The sequence below is a fragment of the Hungatella hathewayi WAL-18680 genome (genome assembly GCF_000235505.1).
Classification (GTDB): domain Bacteria; phylum Bacillota; class Clostridia; order Lachnospirales; family Lachnospiraceae; genus Hungatella_A; species Hungatella_A hathewayi_A.
Genome location: NZ_JH379027.1, coordinates 2,120,508 through 2,137,227, shown reverse-complemented (window position 1 = coordinate 2,137,227; position 16,720 = coordinate 2,120,508). Strand labels below are relative to the sequence as shown.

Genomic DNA, 16,720 nt, shown 5'->3' with positions numbered 1-16,720 from the left:
TTCCTCCTAAACTACCCGGCAAAAGTCCAGGTTCTGCTCCAGCTCACACTCTCCCCCGGCTCCACCTCAAAATGACAGATAACTTCCGGGGAGATAATGTGGTCAATCGCCCACACCGTAACCCTGGCCGGCATGTAAGACACAGATTCTGAAATCGATGCAGGCGTATTCTCGTGGGTCAGCTTCCATACAAATGGCGCGCCTCCTGTCAATTTTTCTTTTTCTATATCCATCAGGCTCGGCTCATTACTGTAACAGACAAATCCCACGCCATCTTCCGTCCCTTTCAGAGCGCATCCGGTCTTCGGCTTTTGTCCCTCCAGCGATAAAACCGGCAGATGAACCATGTATTCCGGCCCAATCGGCATCTTATCAATCGTGACAAAATTGTGGCAGTACTCCTCAAATACAAGACGCTGCTTCCCCGCATTTTTAAGACTCATCTCCATCACCAACCGGTTTTCCCGCAGCATCACTGTTTTTGTCTGCTCCAGGGCGTATCCCATACAGAGATTTGGTAACGTGTGAAATGCGGCTTTCGCCGGGGCTGTCTCCACCTCAATTTCATAGGGAAGGCAGGGATAGGGATGATGAAACACGAACTTCCCCTCCAAGTCCTTTGTCATGAGACCGATACCTGGCTTCGGAAACTGACCTCCCAGTGGACAGGCAAATGCCGGTTCCGGCAGCCGGTACTCACAGCACAGTCCATATCCACCGGAGCTTTTATGGGGCAGATTGTCCGGTTCCCTGCTGCAAAACTTGTGGATGCCATCCAGCGTTACCTGTGTTACAAATCCTGCCCTGTCAAAACGCCTGGTTGTGTTAGGCTCCTCTCCTGGAGATGCAATCTCAACACTCAGACGCTCATTGTTCAATATGATACTCATCCTTTACACTCCTTTCTCTCTAAACCAGAGACCAGCCATACCGGTTCTAACGCCAGTGTGCGGCCACTATAACAGACACACTTCCTATGATAAAAAGCGGCCTGGCTTAGCGAGCCACTGAGCCATATATACACCAAACGTTTCCAGTGTATTTCCATATTTTTCATCCTGTGGCCGGAACATGTGAGTAGCGCCTTCCAGAAATACCAGGTCCTTATCCTCACTGGCAGACAGCTCATAGTTATACTCCGCCTGAATAAACTCATGGCTGGCGGTATTTCCCTCTACCAGCAGCGGCACATGGATTCCCTGTACATTTGCCCTGGTGCTGAACGGATTGAAATTCCAGTCCGCCCCCCACATCGAACATTCATCATATCCAAAATCATCATCGAACTTTATTTCCCCTGCCAGCAGACTGTTGACCGTCATCATCGTGGAACCCCGATGATACAGAGAGGGAGATGGCGCATCGTGAGGGGTCCTGACCGTGCGAATCACTTCGCTGGTTATCACGCCTCCCCGATGCAGCAGCTTGTGCTCCCCTCTGGTATGCCCCAGAAGACTGACATCCTGAATAAACAATTTATTGGCTCCACTGCCGCTGCCGGCTCCAGGAATCACAATGGGTTCATCATCCGCAAAACGTCCCTTTCCCATCTTAATTAATTCCGCCCGTTCCCTGGCATAGTCCAGAAGTTTTTTATAAAACTGAATCTGGGCCCGCTGAAAACGTCTGACAAATCCACGGTCATAATGGGAACCGGCCGGGTCATAGCCGTTATCCGGATTGTAGATATCCAGCTCCGGAATCCGCTCATAGCCATTATCCAGGCTTTTGACAGCCGGGTCCATGGGCAGCACCTCCATAATGCCGTAGTTGGCATCCAAAAGCATCAGTCCATCAGCCGGGGTAAGGGGCTCAATCTCCGGAAACGGAACGATACGTACGGTATTGGCAAACCGCCCCGTCCCATTTTCCGCAATATACTGGTAACAGCTGCTAAGACACCCTCCATTGCTGTGTCCCATGAGTACCACCTTCCTGATTCCCGGATACTGTCTCATAAAGTCCACAGCCGCCTTCACATCCAGCATCCGGTCTTTGATGGAACTGCTTTGGGGATTTGCCCCCGCCGTAGTAAAACCGTGTTTCGCCAGTTCCATCACCGGCTCAAAGGAAAGATAGTCCGCCCCGTGCATGGCGAGAACTGCAATCTGACTCCGCTCTGACGGCTCTGACGGCCGGTAAACGGCAATGGGAATTCTCCTGTCCAGACGGTAAAATTCACTTTTTATTTCATATATTTTTTCTTCCATACTTAAACTCCATTTCCCACATTCTTATTTTCTTATACCAGCAGTGCCACGAATACCGCTGCGGCAGAGAGAAGACCTCCGGCGGCAAAATACGGAGTTGGAAAACAACGTTTCAATTCCCGTTCTTTTTTATAGGCCGGGAATGAAAGGCTGCGTTTTCGTCTCTCCTCTGCCGAATCACGGTTCTTTGACATAGAAGATACCGTCCAGCTGGCAGTATAAAGCACCAAATCAAAAGAGCCATAGTAATCTGCCATCTTCATCAAGGCAATCCCCAGGAAACATACACCCGGAACCATAAACGAATCCGATAAAACAGCAGTTCCCGGATAGCCCTCCTTTACAGATATCAGGTTAAAGCACCAGACCACCACAAACAGAATCACTGTCAGGCTGATGATATGGCCGTATGTTTTCTTTCTCATCCGTTAATCTCCTTTGCACGCCAACAGGATACAAAATGTCCCGGCTCCAGCTCCGTCAGAGTCTGGGGCTTCCTGCATTCCGGTGTGGCGTAGACACATCTGGCTGCAAAACGACAGCCTGGTTTCGGGTTTATCGGGGAGGTAATCTCTCCCTTTAAAATAATCCGCTCCATTTTTTTATCAATATCCGTCGTGGGAATGGCAGACAGCAAAGCTTTTGTGTAGGGATGCAGCTGCCTGGCAAACAACTCCCCGGACTCACAAGTCTCCACCAGCTGTCCCAGATACATGACACTGATATGGTTGGAAATATGGCGGACCACGGATAAGTCATGAGTGATAAACAGATAAGTCAGCTTCTTCTGCTGCTGCAAATCCTGAAGCAGATTCAACACCTGAGCCTGAATGGAAACATCCAGGGCTGACACCGGTTCATCACAGACGATGAATTTCGGGTCCAGCGCCAGGGCGCGGGCAATTCCCACCCGCTGTCTGCGCCCTCCATCCAGCTCGTGGGGATAACTAAGCTTCAGACGGCTGGCAATTCCCACTAAGTCCATCAGTTCCTTTGTCTTTTCCTCAATTTCCTTCCGGTTAAATTTCCCTGAGATAATTAAAGGCTCCTGTATGGTCTGCTCCACGGTAAACCTTGGGTTTAAGGAGGAATAGGGGTCCTGAAAAATCATCTGGGCGTTTTCCCGAAACTGCTTTAGGGCACGGCCCCTGACTCCAGTGATATCCTGGCCCTGAAACAGAATCTGTCCGCCGCTCGCTTCCTCCAGATGGACCAGAACACGTCCCAGCGTGGACTTCCCACATCCTGACTCTCCCACAACGCCCATTGTCTCCCCACGGCCAATTGCCATGGAAACATCATCCACTGCATGAACTTCTCCTCTGGGCGTATGAAAATATTTTTTTAGATTTTTAATCTCAACAAGCTCCGCCATCCGTCTTCCCCTTTCCCGCAAATAGACATTTACAGTAATGTCCTTCCGATATCTCAAGCTCCGGAATCTCCCCCGTCCTGCATGCCTCCTGGGCAGCCGGGCACCTGGGATGGAACTTACAGCCAGCCGGAAGCTTTGTAGGGTCCGGCGGAAGCCCCTCGATAGGTGTCAGGCGCTCCTTGTCATCGTGCAGATGAGGTATTGCCGCAAACAGCCCTCTGGTGTAAGGATGGGCGGCCTGCTTAAAAATATCTCGCAGCGTGCCTTTCTCCACAATTTCCCCGGCATAAACAATCGCCACATCGTCGCACATTTCCGCCACAACACCCAAATCGTGGGTGATAAGGATGGTGGTGGTATTCTTTTTCCGATGCAGTTCTCTCATCATATCCAGCACCTGCGCCTGTATCGTCACATCCAGAGCAGTGGTGGGTTCATCCGCCAGCAGCAAATCCGGGTTGCAGGCCAGGGCAATGGCGATTACCACACGCTGTTTCATACCACCGGAGAACTGATGGGGATACTCATCATAACGCTCTGCGGGGATTCCCACCATCTCCAGCATTTCCTCCGCCCTTTTATGAGCTTCCTTCTCTGTCAGTTTTTCATGGTGGAGGATGACCTCCTCAATCTGTCTTCCCACCTTCATCGTGGGATTTAACGCTGTCATTGGATCCTGGAAAATCATAGTCACCTGGTCTCCTCTGACTCTGCACATTTCCTTTTCAGAGAGAGCCATCAGGTTTCTGCCCTCCAGCCAGATTTCCCCATTTTTAACGATGGATGGCGGAGTCTGTAAAATTCTCATAACCGCTTTGGCTATGGTGGTCTTTCCCGCCCCGGTCTCGCCGACCAGCCCCAGCGTCCTGCCTTTTTTCATATCGAAGGATACCCCATTCACCGCATAGACGGTCTCCTCGCTTGTCACATACTCTACCTCCAGATTTTTTATGGAAAGGTATTTTTCTGAATTCATAGCACCGCCTCCCTCACTTCTTTAATTTTGGGTCCAGGGCATCCCGAAGACCGTCTCCCATCAGGTTCAGTGACAGTACCGTGATAGCAATGACAATACCGGGAGCCAGACACATATACGGATAGTTCAGAATGTAACTTTTCCCGGCTGACAGCATAGCCCCCCATTCCGGGTTAGGTGGCTGGACGCCAAGTCCCAGGTAGCTTAAACTGGAAGCCGCCATGATACTTCGAGCCATATCCATGGTGGCCGACACAATCATGGGCGAAATGGTATTGGGAAGCACATGACGGATGATAATTCGTGGCGTCGAACAGTTGATGGAAGATGCTGCATCCACAAACTCATTTTTCCTGATTTTCAGGATGTTCGCCCGAATCATCCTGGCATTTCCGGCAATTCCACCAATACCCAGAGCCAGAAAACAGGGAACAATCCCCAATCCCAGCACTGCCGCCAGCGCGATATTTAACACCATTCCCGGAATAGACTGAATCACATCACAGAGCCTCATAATCACGTCATCCACCCGCTGGCCGAAGAAACCTGCAATGGAACCAACGACCAGACCGCCAAACAGAGCGATCACTTCCGCTCCCAGACCAATCATTAGGGAATACTTGGCGCCTACCAGCAGTCTGCTGAAAATATCTCTTCCCAGGTTATCCGTTCCGAATAAATGTCTGGCGGAAGGAGACTGAAATGCCTCCTTCACACTCACCTTGCTGATATCATAGGGTGCAATCCACGGTCCAAAGATGGCGCAGAAAACGATAATCAGGAAAATAACCATTCCCATGACGGCCATCGGATTGTGAAGCATCCGTTTCATTACAACTCGATTATTTTTTCCCATATTTTCACCTGTGCTTTCCGCCTTTTCCCGCAAACTGAGCTTTAATCCGTGGGTCCACGGCCGCTAAGAGCAGGTCTGTAAGCAGCATCATCAGCGAAAATACCACACCAAGGATAACAACACATCCCTGTACCACAATGTAATCACGCTGGTTGATTGCTGTCGTCATATAGTAGCCAACTCCGGGAATTCCAAACACGGTCTCAATCACAAGGCCGCCGCCAAGAGCATGTCCCAGCGCACCGCCAATCACCGTGATAATGGGAATCATTGCATTTGGCAGCGCATGTTTCCAGATAACCTCCTTCTCCGGAAGTCCTTTGGCCCGGGCCATAACGATGTAATCAGAATACAGGACATCCAGCATGCTGGACCGGGATTGTCTCGCCTGGGTTGCCAGTCCGTTGAAGCAGTTGGACAGTACTGGCATAATCCAGTATTTCAATCCCCCCATGCCAAAAGGCGGAAGCACATTCAACTTGACGGAAAATATTACCACCAGCATGAGCGCCAGCCAGAAACCAGGCATAGACACCCCCAGCAAAGCGATTATCATGGAAAGGAAATCCTGCCATCTGCCGTGATGAACCGCTGCATTTACGCCCAGAGGCACCCCTGCCAGGACTCCCACCAGAATACTAATCATGCTGAGCTTCAGCGTATTCGGAATTCGCTCCATAAGTTCCTGAAAGATGGGGAGTCCTGTCATATAGGAATCCCCAAAGTCCAGATGGCACAGGCTTACTATGTATCTGCCTAACCGGATAATATATGGGTCGTTCAACCCCATCTTATCCCGCAGTGCCATAATGGCGTCCCTGCCCGCATCCGTCCCCAGAATGATTTCCGCCGGGTCTCCAGGCGTAAAATACATGATGGTAAAAACCAGAATGGTTGCTCCCAATATAATGGGGATGATTAGCAAAAGACGTTTTATGATATATTTTATCATCCTTCAATCTCCTCTCATCCGGATGCTACTGTGCATATACCGCATAATCAGGTTTGAAATGGGTTGCATTTGGAACATAGTAGGTACCGTACTGCCACACATCTGTCACATCGCCAGACGCCACATACTGGGTATAGGTACAGTAAAGTCCCATACCGACTGCATTTTCATAGCAGATATCATGAATCTGATTTATCTTTTCCGGCGTCATCCCACCGATCACGGTTACTTCATTACACAAATCAATCAGTTCCTGGTTTTTCCAGCCAAAGAAAGTAGTTCCTGGGATATCCGATACGGTGTCACTGCCCACTTTTTTGTAAGAGTCCTCGATATTTCCGGAGGCATAACCAGCTCCCTTGATGGCAATATCATATTCCTGCGCACTTGCAAAGGTTGCGGATGTCCAGGCTGCTGCCTCACGGACAACCATCTCACAGTTGATTCCCACCGATTGAAGATTGGCTGTGATAATTTCGGCAAGTGTCTTGTAAATTTCGGTAGCCGATGACAACAGACGAATGGGCTCCCCGTTATAATGAGACTCTTTTAACAGTTCCTTCGCTTTTTCCGGGTTATAGTCATAAGCGTCTTTTGTCAGCCACTCCTCGTTAAACCCATTGTAGACCGAACAGCTAAAGTCTTTGAGTGTCTCGCCAAGTCCCTGGGAATCCAGCAGTTCCTGCTTATCAATGGCATACAGTATGGCCTGGCGCAGCGCCAAATCATCCGCACATGCTCCCTGGTCCGTCATGTTGAAAAACAGGGCCAGACAGTCGGAGATATTTAACTGCTCATCAATCATAAAATCCGGATTGCCCTGAAACTGTGTCACATTGACATATCCAAGCTCATTGGCCAACTGGAGGTCCCCCGTCTGAAGTCCAGATACCTTCTGAGCCGCCTCAGTCAGCATATGCATTTCGATAACATCCACGTTTGCTTCATAATGTCTTGTTATTTTCGACTCATCCTTCTGCCAGTAATCTTCCACCTTCTCATAGACAACGCTGGAACTGGGGATAAAACTTGTCACCTTATACTGGGTAAATCCAACCGGGTCCGTGGCCATTCCATCCGGACTTGCCTCGTAGGATTCTTTCGTTACCAATAGGGTCTTGTCCGCAAAATCCCGGAAACTGGAAGACAAATTATTATCCAGGGTAATCAACACTGTCAAGTCATCCTCCTGCTCCACCTTTTCAATCTGACGATGATAAGATATTTTTCCGATATTCTTGATTTCCTCCAGACAGAACACCAAATCACTGGCATCAAATGGATTGCCGTTGCTATCATAGATGCCATCGTACAATTTTATCCGGTAACTGTAATCATCAACCTGCTCAATACTCTCCGCACAGTCACTGTACATATCATTTCCCACCCAATAAGCCAATTTCATATACACCACTCCACGGTACTGCATATGACCCGCTCCCACATTAGTGAATGGTCCGAGTTCCGTTACATTTCCTCCGGTACAATTAAGCTTTGTCTTTTTTCCTTCTTTCCCTGCTACGGAACCTCCATCATCCACTGCCAGCGTCATAGCATCTGCCGATAAGGTGGACGGCTCCCCAGCCGTTCCTGCGGTTGTCCCAGCGCTGTCCGTCGTCGTTCCGGTTCCCCCACAGCCGGCCAGAAGACCTGATACCAGGGTGCCTGCCATTACCAGTGCCAACATTTTTTTCTTCATCTTGTTACCCTCTCCTTCTTATTGTGATTGTTTTCACTTTTATATTGTTATTTTTGCACAAGATTAGTTTTATTTCCAATGCCAGTTTGGGTATATTGTATAAGCGCCCATATCACAAATGACATAACCAGACGGCAGAACGCAAAAAGGCTGTTACTTTCACATCGTTTTGCAAAAGTAACAGCCTGCTGATTTATAGTTTGAATGTTATCTAATCATAATAATTTCGGATAAACCTTAAAAACTTATCCATCGTATCGGAAAATGGAATCTGTTTTGACCATATCATATAGGAATAGCGCTCCGTTCCGGGGTCAGTCAGTTTCACACGGCAGGTTCCTTCTCTCCACCTGGTCCTGCCATTGACAAACACCAGTGATACAATGTTATGTTTCATCATAATGCCATGACGGAATTCCGCATTATAGATTCCGGTATTTAAATCCAGCGGAACATCGTGCTGATAAAAGATATTGGCTATCTCCATTCCCAGTTTGTCAATCCGTTCCATAGGCGCTTCACAGATTTCCTCCGGTTCCACCAGCGGTTGAAAACCGGACTGACGAAACATATCCTCCGCCCAGCTTCGGAACAGAGAATTTTTTGCTGGCAGAATCAGATGCTCCCCTGCCAGTTCCTCCAGACGCGCCTCTTTGCGCTCTGCCAGCCAATGGGTGCTTGGCACTATCAAAACTGCTTCCGCCTTCTGAAACCTGGCATACTCAAACTCCTCCCCTGATGGCGGCACCGCAGTCTCCGGCACCAGGCAGAACGTATTTTCCCGTGTCCGCTCACAGGGAAAGGTAAACTGCTCATAATCATACTTCATCAGATGATACCCAATAGCGACATCAGGGTTAAAGCGCTTAAACTCTTTGATTGCTGCCAGCGGAGAGCGCTCCATGGTAGAGTAAATACTGATATCACTGTGTTTTCTGGTTCTTGTGTTGATTGATATTCTGGCATTGTTTAAAATATCCAGCGCTCTCTTGCCCTCACCGTATAGCGCTTCCCCTTCTTTTGTGAGTTCCATCCCCTTCGCTGTGCGGATAAACAGCTTTGTACCCATCTCCTCTTCCATGTTCCTGATTACCCGGCTCAGTGACGGCTGTGAAACATGAAGCTTTTCCGCTGCTTTTGAAACACTTTTATTGTCGGCAATGGCAAAAAAATATTCCAGATGCTGTAAATTCATGACTATCCCCATCCTCTCTTGTTGCTGCCCCTGCCCCTATTCTACCACATGATATCTCTTATTTCTATATCCGGCTGAACGCACATATAAGTGAAAGTATAAAAAAAGCCTCTGCGTTCGTTCTGCCGCAGAGACCTTTTCTTTCTGTTTTAATTCCATGTGTTAAAAATACTTTTTACTGCCCCAAAGATTATTCTTCTTCAAGCTCAGATACTCATTGTAGGCTTTCTCCAAAATCTGCTTTTCGTTGGAAAACTTCAGCAGATGGTAGGCCTCGTAGAACTTGTAATACCCTGAGTCAATAAAATACTCTTCCCGTTGTGGTTTGCTGTAATAGCTGTCTGCCATCATCAGATACCAGTGCACGTCCTTCTCCACCATATCCTGGGGCGTGTTGAAGGAGTACTGGCTCTTGCCAATGTACTTGATAATCGAAGCGCTGACGCCCGTCTCTTCTTTCACTTCCCGAAGCGCCGTCTCCTTATATTCCTCTCCAGCTTCCACAGTTCCTTTCGGCAAAACCCAACCCTCGTATTTGTTTTTATAATTCTTATACAAAACCAGAATCTTACCTCGAAATATAACCACACCGCCACAGCTCGTTGCTTCTATCATTGCAATCCCTCCTGATACAGCCGGAAATGCCCCGCGTTTCCGCAGAACTTTCAAGAAATCCGGTTGTTGGTGTGTCATCAAAGACTGGATTTAGTATACCTCTTTTCTCTATGATATGCAAGAGGGATTAAGTGGCTGTTCGAATCCACTCCGCCCAGATGGCATAGTATTTCCCCATGACATGGGCATCGTCCGCCGTGTAATCGGGCGAAAGATTGCCATTTCCATCATCAAACCGCTCATTGACATCGAGGAAAATGCGTCCGGTCCCGTCAGTCAAATCTTTGATATACTGATTGAACCGGTCAATGTTCCTGTTGTTATAGATACCATCGGATTCCGATTTTTTCTTCGTCACATGGAGATTGGCTTCCAGGTACAGCTCCGCGTCCGGCTGCAGACTCTCGATCTGCTCCACCACGCTGCGGTATTTACGGATACTTCTCTCAAACTCATAGCCCAGCTCGTTGATTCCCAGCATCAGATAGATTCGTTTATAATTTCTCCCGGTCAGCAATTCCTCCAGCGTCAGCTTTCCTTTCCCCTCTACCTGCACGCGGGTGTCGAACACCTTGTAGACACTCATTCCCGAGGTTGCAAATACATCCGCCTCCCCCAAATCGGCATACTCCTTAAGCCCTACGGTTCTGGAATCCCCGATGAACAGGGTGTCTTCGAAATGGTATTCCGGCGCTTCCTCTGGCGCTTCCGGCGCTGAGGCTTCTGACACTTCCGGTGACGCAGCTGGTTCCGCTGCTATCCCGGCCGCTGCTCCGGTTTCCACCCAAACAGCAGATGACTCTTTCGCCTGAATCTCCCGGTTCTTTTTATCATTTTCAATAATGATTACCGGCTTTTCAACCACGCTCTCCTGCTCCTCAACGCTGGCATAGACCGTCTGTCCGCCTAAATCAAACACTGCTTTCACCAATTTCTCACCGCCAGCCAGCCCTGCGGCCGCCAGGATACTCATTCCCAGACATATGGTATAAGTATATCGTCTCATCACAATTCCCCCTATCCGAGTTTCATCTAAAAATTAAAGTATAAAAACGGGTCATCCATCCCCAGATAAATGCAGTAGACCGCTCCCCAGAACACCGCCGTCAAAAGCAGCGCCGTAACCACATGGAATTTCCATTTCCGATACATCCGCTCCGGCAGTCCCGTGGAGAATATGAGCGCCGCAATCATGGAAATGCCGTACATCTTTCCATATTTCACATAATCGCCAGCGAACACATTTCCCTCCACGCCTCCCAGAAATGGAAACAGTCTCGACAGATACAGCCCGATCTGCCCCATATCCGGCACCGCAAAGATGAGCCAGGTCAATGGGATGACGAGCGCCATGTAAAGATGCCCCAGCAGCCGGAACCGCTCCGTGACTTTGCCCCATCCCATCTTCTCCACGCTGATTAACACAAACATCATAAATCCCCACAGGATAAAATTCCAGCTGGCCCCGTGCCACAGGCCGGTGAGCAGCCACACGGCCAGCATATTCCGGATAGTGCGCGCAAAACCTTTGCGGTTTCCACCCAGCGGAATGTACACATACTCCCGAAACCAGCTGCCCAGCGTGATGTGCCATCTTCTCCAGAACTCCGTCATGGACAACGACAGATAGGGGTTGGAAAAGTTATCCGGGAACTGGAAGCCCAGCAGTTTTCCCAGCCCCTTCGCCATCAGGGAATACCCGTAAAAGTCAAAATAGATTTGAAAGCTGTACGCGGCTATCCCCATCCACGCCAGAGGCGTCGATATGCTGTCATACCCGATGGTGTTGACCTGATGCCAGAGCCCCGCTACCTGGTTGGCAATCAGGACCTTATATCCAAGCCCCAGGGTAAACAGCTTCAGTCCCTCCTCCACCTTGGCCATCGAATGCTTCCTGGCGCGAAGCTGGACATTTACGGAACTGTATGTCACAATTGGCCCTGCAATCAGCTGGGGGAACATGCACAGATAAGTCCCCAGGGCGATGACGGAGCGCTCGGCCCTCACCTTTCCCCGGTAAACGTCAATCAGATAGGAACTAATCTGAAACGTATAGAAACTGATTCCAATTGGCAAAACCAGATTCAGATAGGGAATCTGCCGGCTGGCTCCCATCCACGCTCCGGCCCGGTTCACATTTTCCAAAATAAAATCCAGATATTTAAAAAATACCAGCCAGCCGAAGTTGTAGACAAGCCCCGCCGCCAGCCAGCGCTTTCTGATGGACTTTCTCCCCGCCAGCCCGATGGCCCGTCCCACCCGGTAATTCACCAGCACCGAGCACACAATCAGCGCCAGATAAAACGGATGATTCCGTACGCCAACCGCATAAAATATCAGGCTGCCTGCAAACAGACAGCTGTTCTTCCATCTCGCGGGCGCCAGGTAATACACCAGCAGAAAACCCGGAAGAAAATAGACTAAAAATTCAAAACTGCTAAATACCATACTTCCACTCCCACTCCTTATCTCTATAATGATAGACGCGCGGAGGGTGGAAAAAGTTTCAAAAAATTTGACTATCTTAAAAAATTTGTTAAAATGAGAATAACAGGAAAATGAAATTCGAAAGCGAGGAATCCATATGTTCCGTGAAATGAGAAGGTTCAAACAGCAGCTGCCTGAAACCGAGATGATTCAAATCCTGAAAGATGGGAAAACAGCCGTATTAGGCGTTTCCGGGGACGACGGGTATCCTTATACCGTTCCCATCAACTATGTCTATGCGGACGGGAAAATCTATTTCCACCAGGCAAAATCCGGCCACAAGTATGATTCCATGAAACGGTGCGGCAAAGTTTCCCTCTGTGTGATTGAAAAGGATGACGTTGTGGCGGAGGAATTTACCGCCTATTACAGAAGTGTGATTGTATTTGGTAGAGCCAGAATTTTGGAAAGCGACGAGGAAATCTTTCACGCGGCCCAGGTGTTATCGCTGAAATATTACAACGATCAGGACGCTGTCGAGAAAGAGATTCAGAAGGCATGGAAGGCGCTCAGCTGTGTCGAAATCACCATTGAACATATGACAGGGAAGGAAGCCATCGAACTTACCCGTATGAGAACGGAAGAGAGCCAATCATAACTATATTGTCAAACCACCAAAATGCAAAAGCCTGGTCCGAAAACCAGGCTTTCTGTGATCTATTTTCTGTGATCTTTCATCCGCGTTTCAATCACGGCCTTCTCTCATCCCTCTAAAGATTTTCTCCGCCGTAATCGGCAGTTCTCTCACCTGCACGCCCACCGCATTGTAAACCGCCTGGGCGATGGCCGGAGCCGGGGTGTTAATGACGATCTCGCCGATGGATTTTGCGCCAAAGGGGCCGGTGGGCTCATAGCTGCTCTCAAATTCCACCCGCACATTGCCGATATCCTGCCTGGTGGGGAGTTTATACTGCATAAAGGAGTTCTGCGCCAGCACGCCCTTGTCGGAATAGGTGATATCCTCAAAAAGAGCCATGCCGATGCCCTGCACCAGACCGCCCTCCGTCTGGATTCTCGCCAGATTCGGGTTCACCACGGTGCCGCAGTCCACCACCGCCACGTAGTCGATAAGCTCCACGGCGCCGGTCTCCTTATCCACCTCCACTTCCGCCATTCCCACCATAAACGGAGGCGGGGATACCGGGGAATAGTGGGACTCACAGGCCGAAAGAGCGTCCTCATTGCTGCACATCACCCGGTTTCCGATTTCCTTCATGGAAATGCTCCGCTCTCCATCCCGTTCTCTCACCGCATCCCCGTCAAATTCCAGCAGGGAGGCATCACAGTCCAGATACTTAGCCGCCTTTTCCACAATCTTTTTCTTCAGCGTCTCACAGGTCTTCACCACCGCCATTCCCGTCAGGTAGGTGGTGCTGGACGCGTAAGAACCGGAGTCATAGGGCGAAATGTCGGTGTCCGTCCCGTAGACCACAATCTCATCCACAGAGCATTCCAGACAGTCCGCCGCCATCTGGGCCAGAATCGTATCGCATCCGGTTCCCATATCGGAAGCGCCAATCATCAGCGTGTAGAATCCATCGTCATTGACCTTGATGGACACGGAAGCCACGTCCACGTTGGAAATGGAGGAGCCCTGCATCGCCATGGCCACGCCCACGCCGCGCACTTTTCCGTTGCCCATATCACGCCGCGGATATTTCTCCTCCCAGCCAATCATTTCCTTCGCGCAGGCCATACAGCGGTCCAGGGCGCAGCTGTTGGCCGTTTCCCCGTAGTAGGCGGGCATCACATCGCCCTCCCGCACCATGTTCTTCTCACGAAGCTTTACCGCATCCATGGAAAGCTCCGCTGCCAGCTCATTGACCGCCGACTCCACCGCGAAGATTCCCTGGGTGGCGCCGTAGCCCCGGTAGGCGCCGGCCGACATCACGTTGGTGTAAACCACGTCGTAGCCAAAGCGGTGCGCCTCCAGGGAGCTGTACAGCGGAATGGATTTATGCCCGGACAGGCCAACCGGTTGTCGGGCCGTGCTCGCCGTAAGCACCGGTGTTGGACAGGGTGTAGACATCCATGGCCCGGATGGTGCCGTCCCTGTCCGCCCCCAGCTTCACGGTCACTTCCATCTCATGTCTCGGCGAGGAGGCAATCTGGGATTCGTAGCGGCTGTAAATCATCTTGGCCGGCTTTCCCGTCTTCCAGGTCACAATGGCCGGATACACCTCTGCCACCACCGTCTGCTTGGCGCCGAAGCCGCCGCCAATCCTGGGCTTTATTACCCGGATTTTTGATTTCGGAATGTCCAGGGCATGAGCCAGAATCCGCCTCACATGGAAGGTCACCTGGGTGGAGGACAGCACATTTAACCGCCCATACACATCCAGATAGGTGTAGGTACGGAAGGTCTCCATCATGGCCTGCTGATTGGCCTTGGTGTGATAGGTCCGCTCCATGACAATGTCGCAGTCCGCCATCACCCCGTCCACGTCGCCGTGCTCCTCCACGCTGGACGCGCAGAGATTCCGTTTATTGTGGGCGCCCACCGGAACCAGGGTCCGCCAGTTCTCCTCCGGGTGGATCAGCACGTCATGATCCTTGGCCTTATGGAAATCCAGAATTGCTTCCAGCACGGTGTATTTCACCTTGATCATCCGCATCGCCTGGTCCACCACGGCCTCGTTATCCCCGGCCACAATCGCCACCGCATCCCCCACAAACCGCACCTTCCGGTCCAGAATCAGCCGGTCATAGGGGCTGGGCTCCGGGTAGGTCTGCCCCGCCATGGTAAAGCGTTTCCCCGGCACGTCCTTCCAGGTCAGCACACAGGCAATCCCCGGCACCTTCTTCGCCATATCCGTATCAATCTCATCGATGATTGCATGGGCATGTGGGCTTCTCAGCACCTTCACCACCAGACTGCCCTGTGGGGCCAAATCATCCATATATACCGGTTTCCCGGTCACAAGCGCCATAGCGTCCTTCTTGATCACCGGCGCCGACACCGCACGATATCCGCTCTTCATCTATCTTCCGTCCTTTCTGTGCAAATATTTCCTGATGGCACGAAGCTGTCCCATATATCCGGTACAGCGGCAGAGATTGCCCGCCAGGTATTCCCGGATTTCCTCCTCCGTGGGGTCCGTCAGCTCTTTCTCCATCGCCAGCACATTCATGATAAAGCCGGGACTGCAAAAACCACACTGCTCCGCCCCTTCTCCCGCCAGAAAACGGCCAAATTCCTCCGCCTCCTCCTGAAGGCACTCCAGGGTAATCACCGCGTGCTTATGGACTCTGGCCGCCAGAATGGAACAGGACGGCACCGGCTTCTCATCCAACCACACGGTACACAGTCCGCAGTTGGCCGTCTCACAGCCTCGCTTCACGCTGTAACAGCCCTTCTCCCGCAGCAAATCAATCAGCAGCATGTCCGCCGCCACGTCTGCCTCCACCGGCATACCATTTAACAGAAATTGAATGTTCATCCTACTCTACCTCCCCAATCTGCTCCATCAGACGACGCACATACACCTTCGCCAGCGCCTCCCGGTACTCCCCGCTGCCACGCAGGTTGCTGCCAAAGGAAAACTGGGACACGGCCGCCTCCGCCAGGGCTGCATATGGGCTCACTGCTCCGTCACCTGACGCTGTATTGCCGTCTGTCTCCACCTTCTCTTCCGCATCACAGCCATCCGCCGTCACCTGCACCAGTCTGGCTCTGGACGGTCTCGCCCCGATTGCCACATTCCAGGTATCCCCGGTCTTTGACACCGCCACCGCAATCTGCGGAAAATCGGTCTTGCTCAGCCGCTGGGATACATAAGCGGCTCTTCTATCGTCCTTCTTGATAATAACTCTCACTAATATATCATTGTCCCTTGGCCTGTCAACAAACTCCGCCAGCGGCACGATTCCCCCCTCGATACAGCTCCACATAAGTATCCAGCGCCATCATGGCTGTCATCACGTCGGAGAACCCGAACCGCCCGAAGATGCTCCCGCCAACCGTGGCGCAGTTGCGAAACTGCACGCCCACGATATGCCTGGTACAGGCCTTCATCAGACTCTCCCCGCTTCCCGGCATTCCAAACGCCGCCTTCAGTCCCGGATGCAGTTCCAAATCCCGCAGGGTACACATACACCCAATCCGGAATTCCTCATCCGTCTCCTCGATTCCATCCAGCCCCAGCCCTGACAAATCCACCACCGTCATCTTCTGGAACTTCGCCATCTTCACCCACATCATTCCGCCAACCACCAGGGTGCTCTTCTTCTGGTTCAGCTGATACGCCTCCTCCAGACTCTTCACCTTCACATATTCCCTCGCTCTAAACACAGACTGCCTCCCCTTTTCGCACAGAAATGGCAGGAAACCATTCGTTCTCCTGCCATCTATCCAT

The 16,720-nt window shown here is 50.9% G+C and carries 14 protein-coding genes and 2 pseudogenes; 1 reads left to right on the top strand and 15 read right to left on the bottom strand.

All coding sequences use genetic code 11. The features are described from left to right. Positions 1–11: 11 nt before the first annotated feature. The 12 genes from HMPREF9473_RS09520 to HMPREF9473_RS09465 all read right to left on the bottom strand — a co-directional run bounded on the left by HMPREF9473_RS09520 (position 12) and on the right by HMPREF9473_RS09465 (position 12,326). Positions 12–890 carry a hypothetical protein gene (locus HMPREF9473_RS09520; RefSeq protein WP_006779886.1) on the bottom strand — a complete coding sequence of 293 codons (879 nt, stop codon included), beginning with the start codon at positions 888–890 and terminating at the stop codon, positions 12–14. An 84-nt stretch (positions 891–974) separates the two neighbouring features. Then, positions 975–2,210: an alpha/beta hydrolase gene (locus HMPREF9473_RS09515; protein WP_006779885.1), complete on the bottom strand. Its 1,236-nt coding sequence runs from the start codon at positions 2,208–2,210 to the stop codon at positions 975–977. A 32-nt stretch (positions 2,211–2,242) separates the two neighbouring features. Further along, positions 2,243–2,635 (bottom strand): hypothetical protein, encoded by a 393-nt coding sequence (locus HMPREF9473_RS09510; protein ID WP_006779884.1) that lies wholly within the window; start codon positions 2,633–2,635, stop codon positions 2,243–2,245. Then, positions 2,632–3,585 carry an ABC transporter ATP-binding protein gene (locus HMPREF9473_RS09505; RefSeq protein ID WP_006779883.1) on the bottom strand — a complete coding sequence of 318 codons (954 nt, stop codon included), beginning with the start codon at positions 3,583–3,585 and terminating at the stop codon, positions 2,632–2,634. The genes HMPREF9473_RS09510 and HMPREF9473_RS09505 overlap by 4 nt, the downstream gene beginning before the upstream one ends. Next, positions 3,569–4,561, bottom strand: coding sequence for an ABC transporter ATP-binding protein (locus HMPREF9473_RS09500; protein WP_006779882.1), 993 nt, complete (start codon positions 4,559–4,561; stop codon positions 3,569–3,571). The genes HMPREF9473_RS09505 and HMPREF9473_RS09500 overlap by 17 nt, the downstream gene beginning before the upstream one ends. 13 nt (positions 4,562–4,574) lie before the next feature. Then, a complete protein-coding gene (locus tag HMPREF9473_RS09495) occupies positions 4,575–5,417 on the bottom strand; it encodes an ABC transporter permease (protein WP_034858198.1) in 843 nt (280 codons plus the stop codon). Positions 5,418–5,421: 4 nt separating this feature from the next. Continuing rightward, on the bottom strand, positions 5,422–6,369 hold the full coding sequence (locus HMPREF9473_RS09490) for an ABC transporter permease (RefSeq protein ID WP_006779880.1): 948 nt from the start codon (positions 6,367–6,369) through the stop codon (positions 5,422–5,424). Positions 6,370–6,394: 25 nt separating this feature from the next. Then, complete coding sequence (locus HMPREF9473_RS09485; RefSeq protein WP_006779879.1) at positions 6,395–8,068, bottom strand: ABC transporter substrate-binding protein; 1,674 nt, start codon at positions 8,066–8,068, stop codon at positions 6,395–6,397. 211 nt (positions 8,069–8,279) lie between these two features. Continuing rightward, complete coding sequence (locus tag HMPREF9473_RS09480; RefSeq protein WP_006779878.1) at positions 8,280–9,263, bottom strand: LysR family transcriptional regulator; 984 nt, start codon at positions 9,261–9,263, stop codon at positions 8,280–8,282. A 162-nt stretch (positions 9,264–9,425) separates the two neighbouring features. Continuing rightward, positions 9,426–9,878: an NUDIX hydrolase gene (locus HMPREF9473_RS09475; protein ID WP_006779877.1), complete on the bottom strand. Its 453-nt coding sequence runs from the start codon at positions 9,876–9,878 to the stop codon at positions 9,426–9,428. Positions 9,879–10,005: 127 nt separating this feature from the next. Next, positions 10,006–10,884 (bottom strand): GDSL-type esterase/lipase family protein, encoded by an 879-nt coding sequence (locus HMPREF9473_RS09470; protein WP_006779876.1) that lies wholly within the window; start codon positions 10,882–10,884, stop codon positions 10,006–10,008. Between the two features lie 26 nt (positions 10,885–10,910). Continuing rightward, complete coding sequence (locus tag HMPREF9473_RS09465; protein WP_006779875.1) at positions 10,911–12,326, bottom strand: MBOAT family O-acyltransferase; 1,416 nt, start codon at positions 12,324–12,326, stop codon at positions 10,911–10,913. 136 nt (positions 12,327–12,462) lie between these two features. On the opposite strand from HMPREF9473_RS09465, the gene HMPREF9473_RS09460 reads away from it, so the two are divergent. Beyond that, the gene (locus HMPREF9473_RS09460; protein ID WP_006779874.1) at positions 12,463–12,963 is read left to right on the top strand and encodes a pyridoxamine 5'-phosphate oxidase family protein; all 501 of its coding nucleotides are present in this window, start codon (positions 12,463–12,465) and stop codon (positions 12,961–12,963) included. A gap of 87 nt (positions 12,964–13,050) precedes the next feature. Here the strand turns inward: HMPREF9473_RS09460 and HMPREF9473_RS09455 are convergent. The 3 genes and pseudogenes from HMPREF9473_RS09455 to HMPREF9473_RS28715 all read right to left on the bottom strand — a co-directional run bounded on the left by HMPREF9473_RS09455 (position 13,051) and on the right by HMPREF9473_RS28715 (position 16,656). Beyond that, positions 13,051–15,346: pseudogene (locus tag HMPREF9473_RS09455) on the bottom strand (xanthine dehydrogenase family protein molybdopterin-binding subunit). Further along, positions 15,347–15,805 (bottom strand): (2Fe-2S)-binding protein, encoded by a 459-nt coding sequence (locus HMPREF9473_RS09450; protein ID WP_006779871.1) that lies wholly within the window; start codon positions 15,803–15,805, stop codon positions 15,347–15,349. 1 nt (position 15,806) lies between these two features. Beyond that, positions 15,807–16,656: pseudogene (locus HMPREF9473_RS28715) on the bottom strand (FAD binding domain-containing protein). Positions 16,657–16,720: the final 64 nt, after the last annotated feature.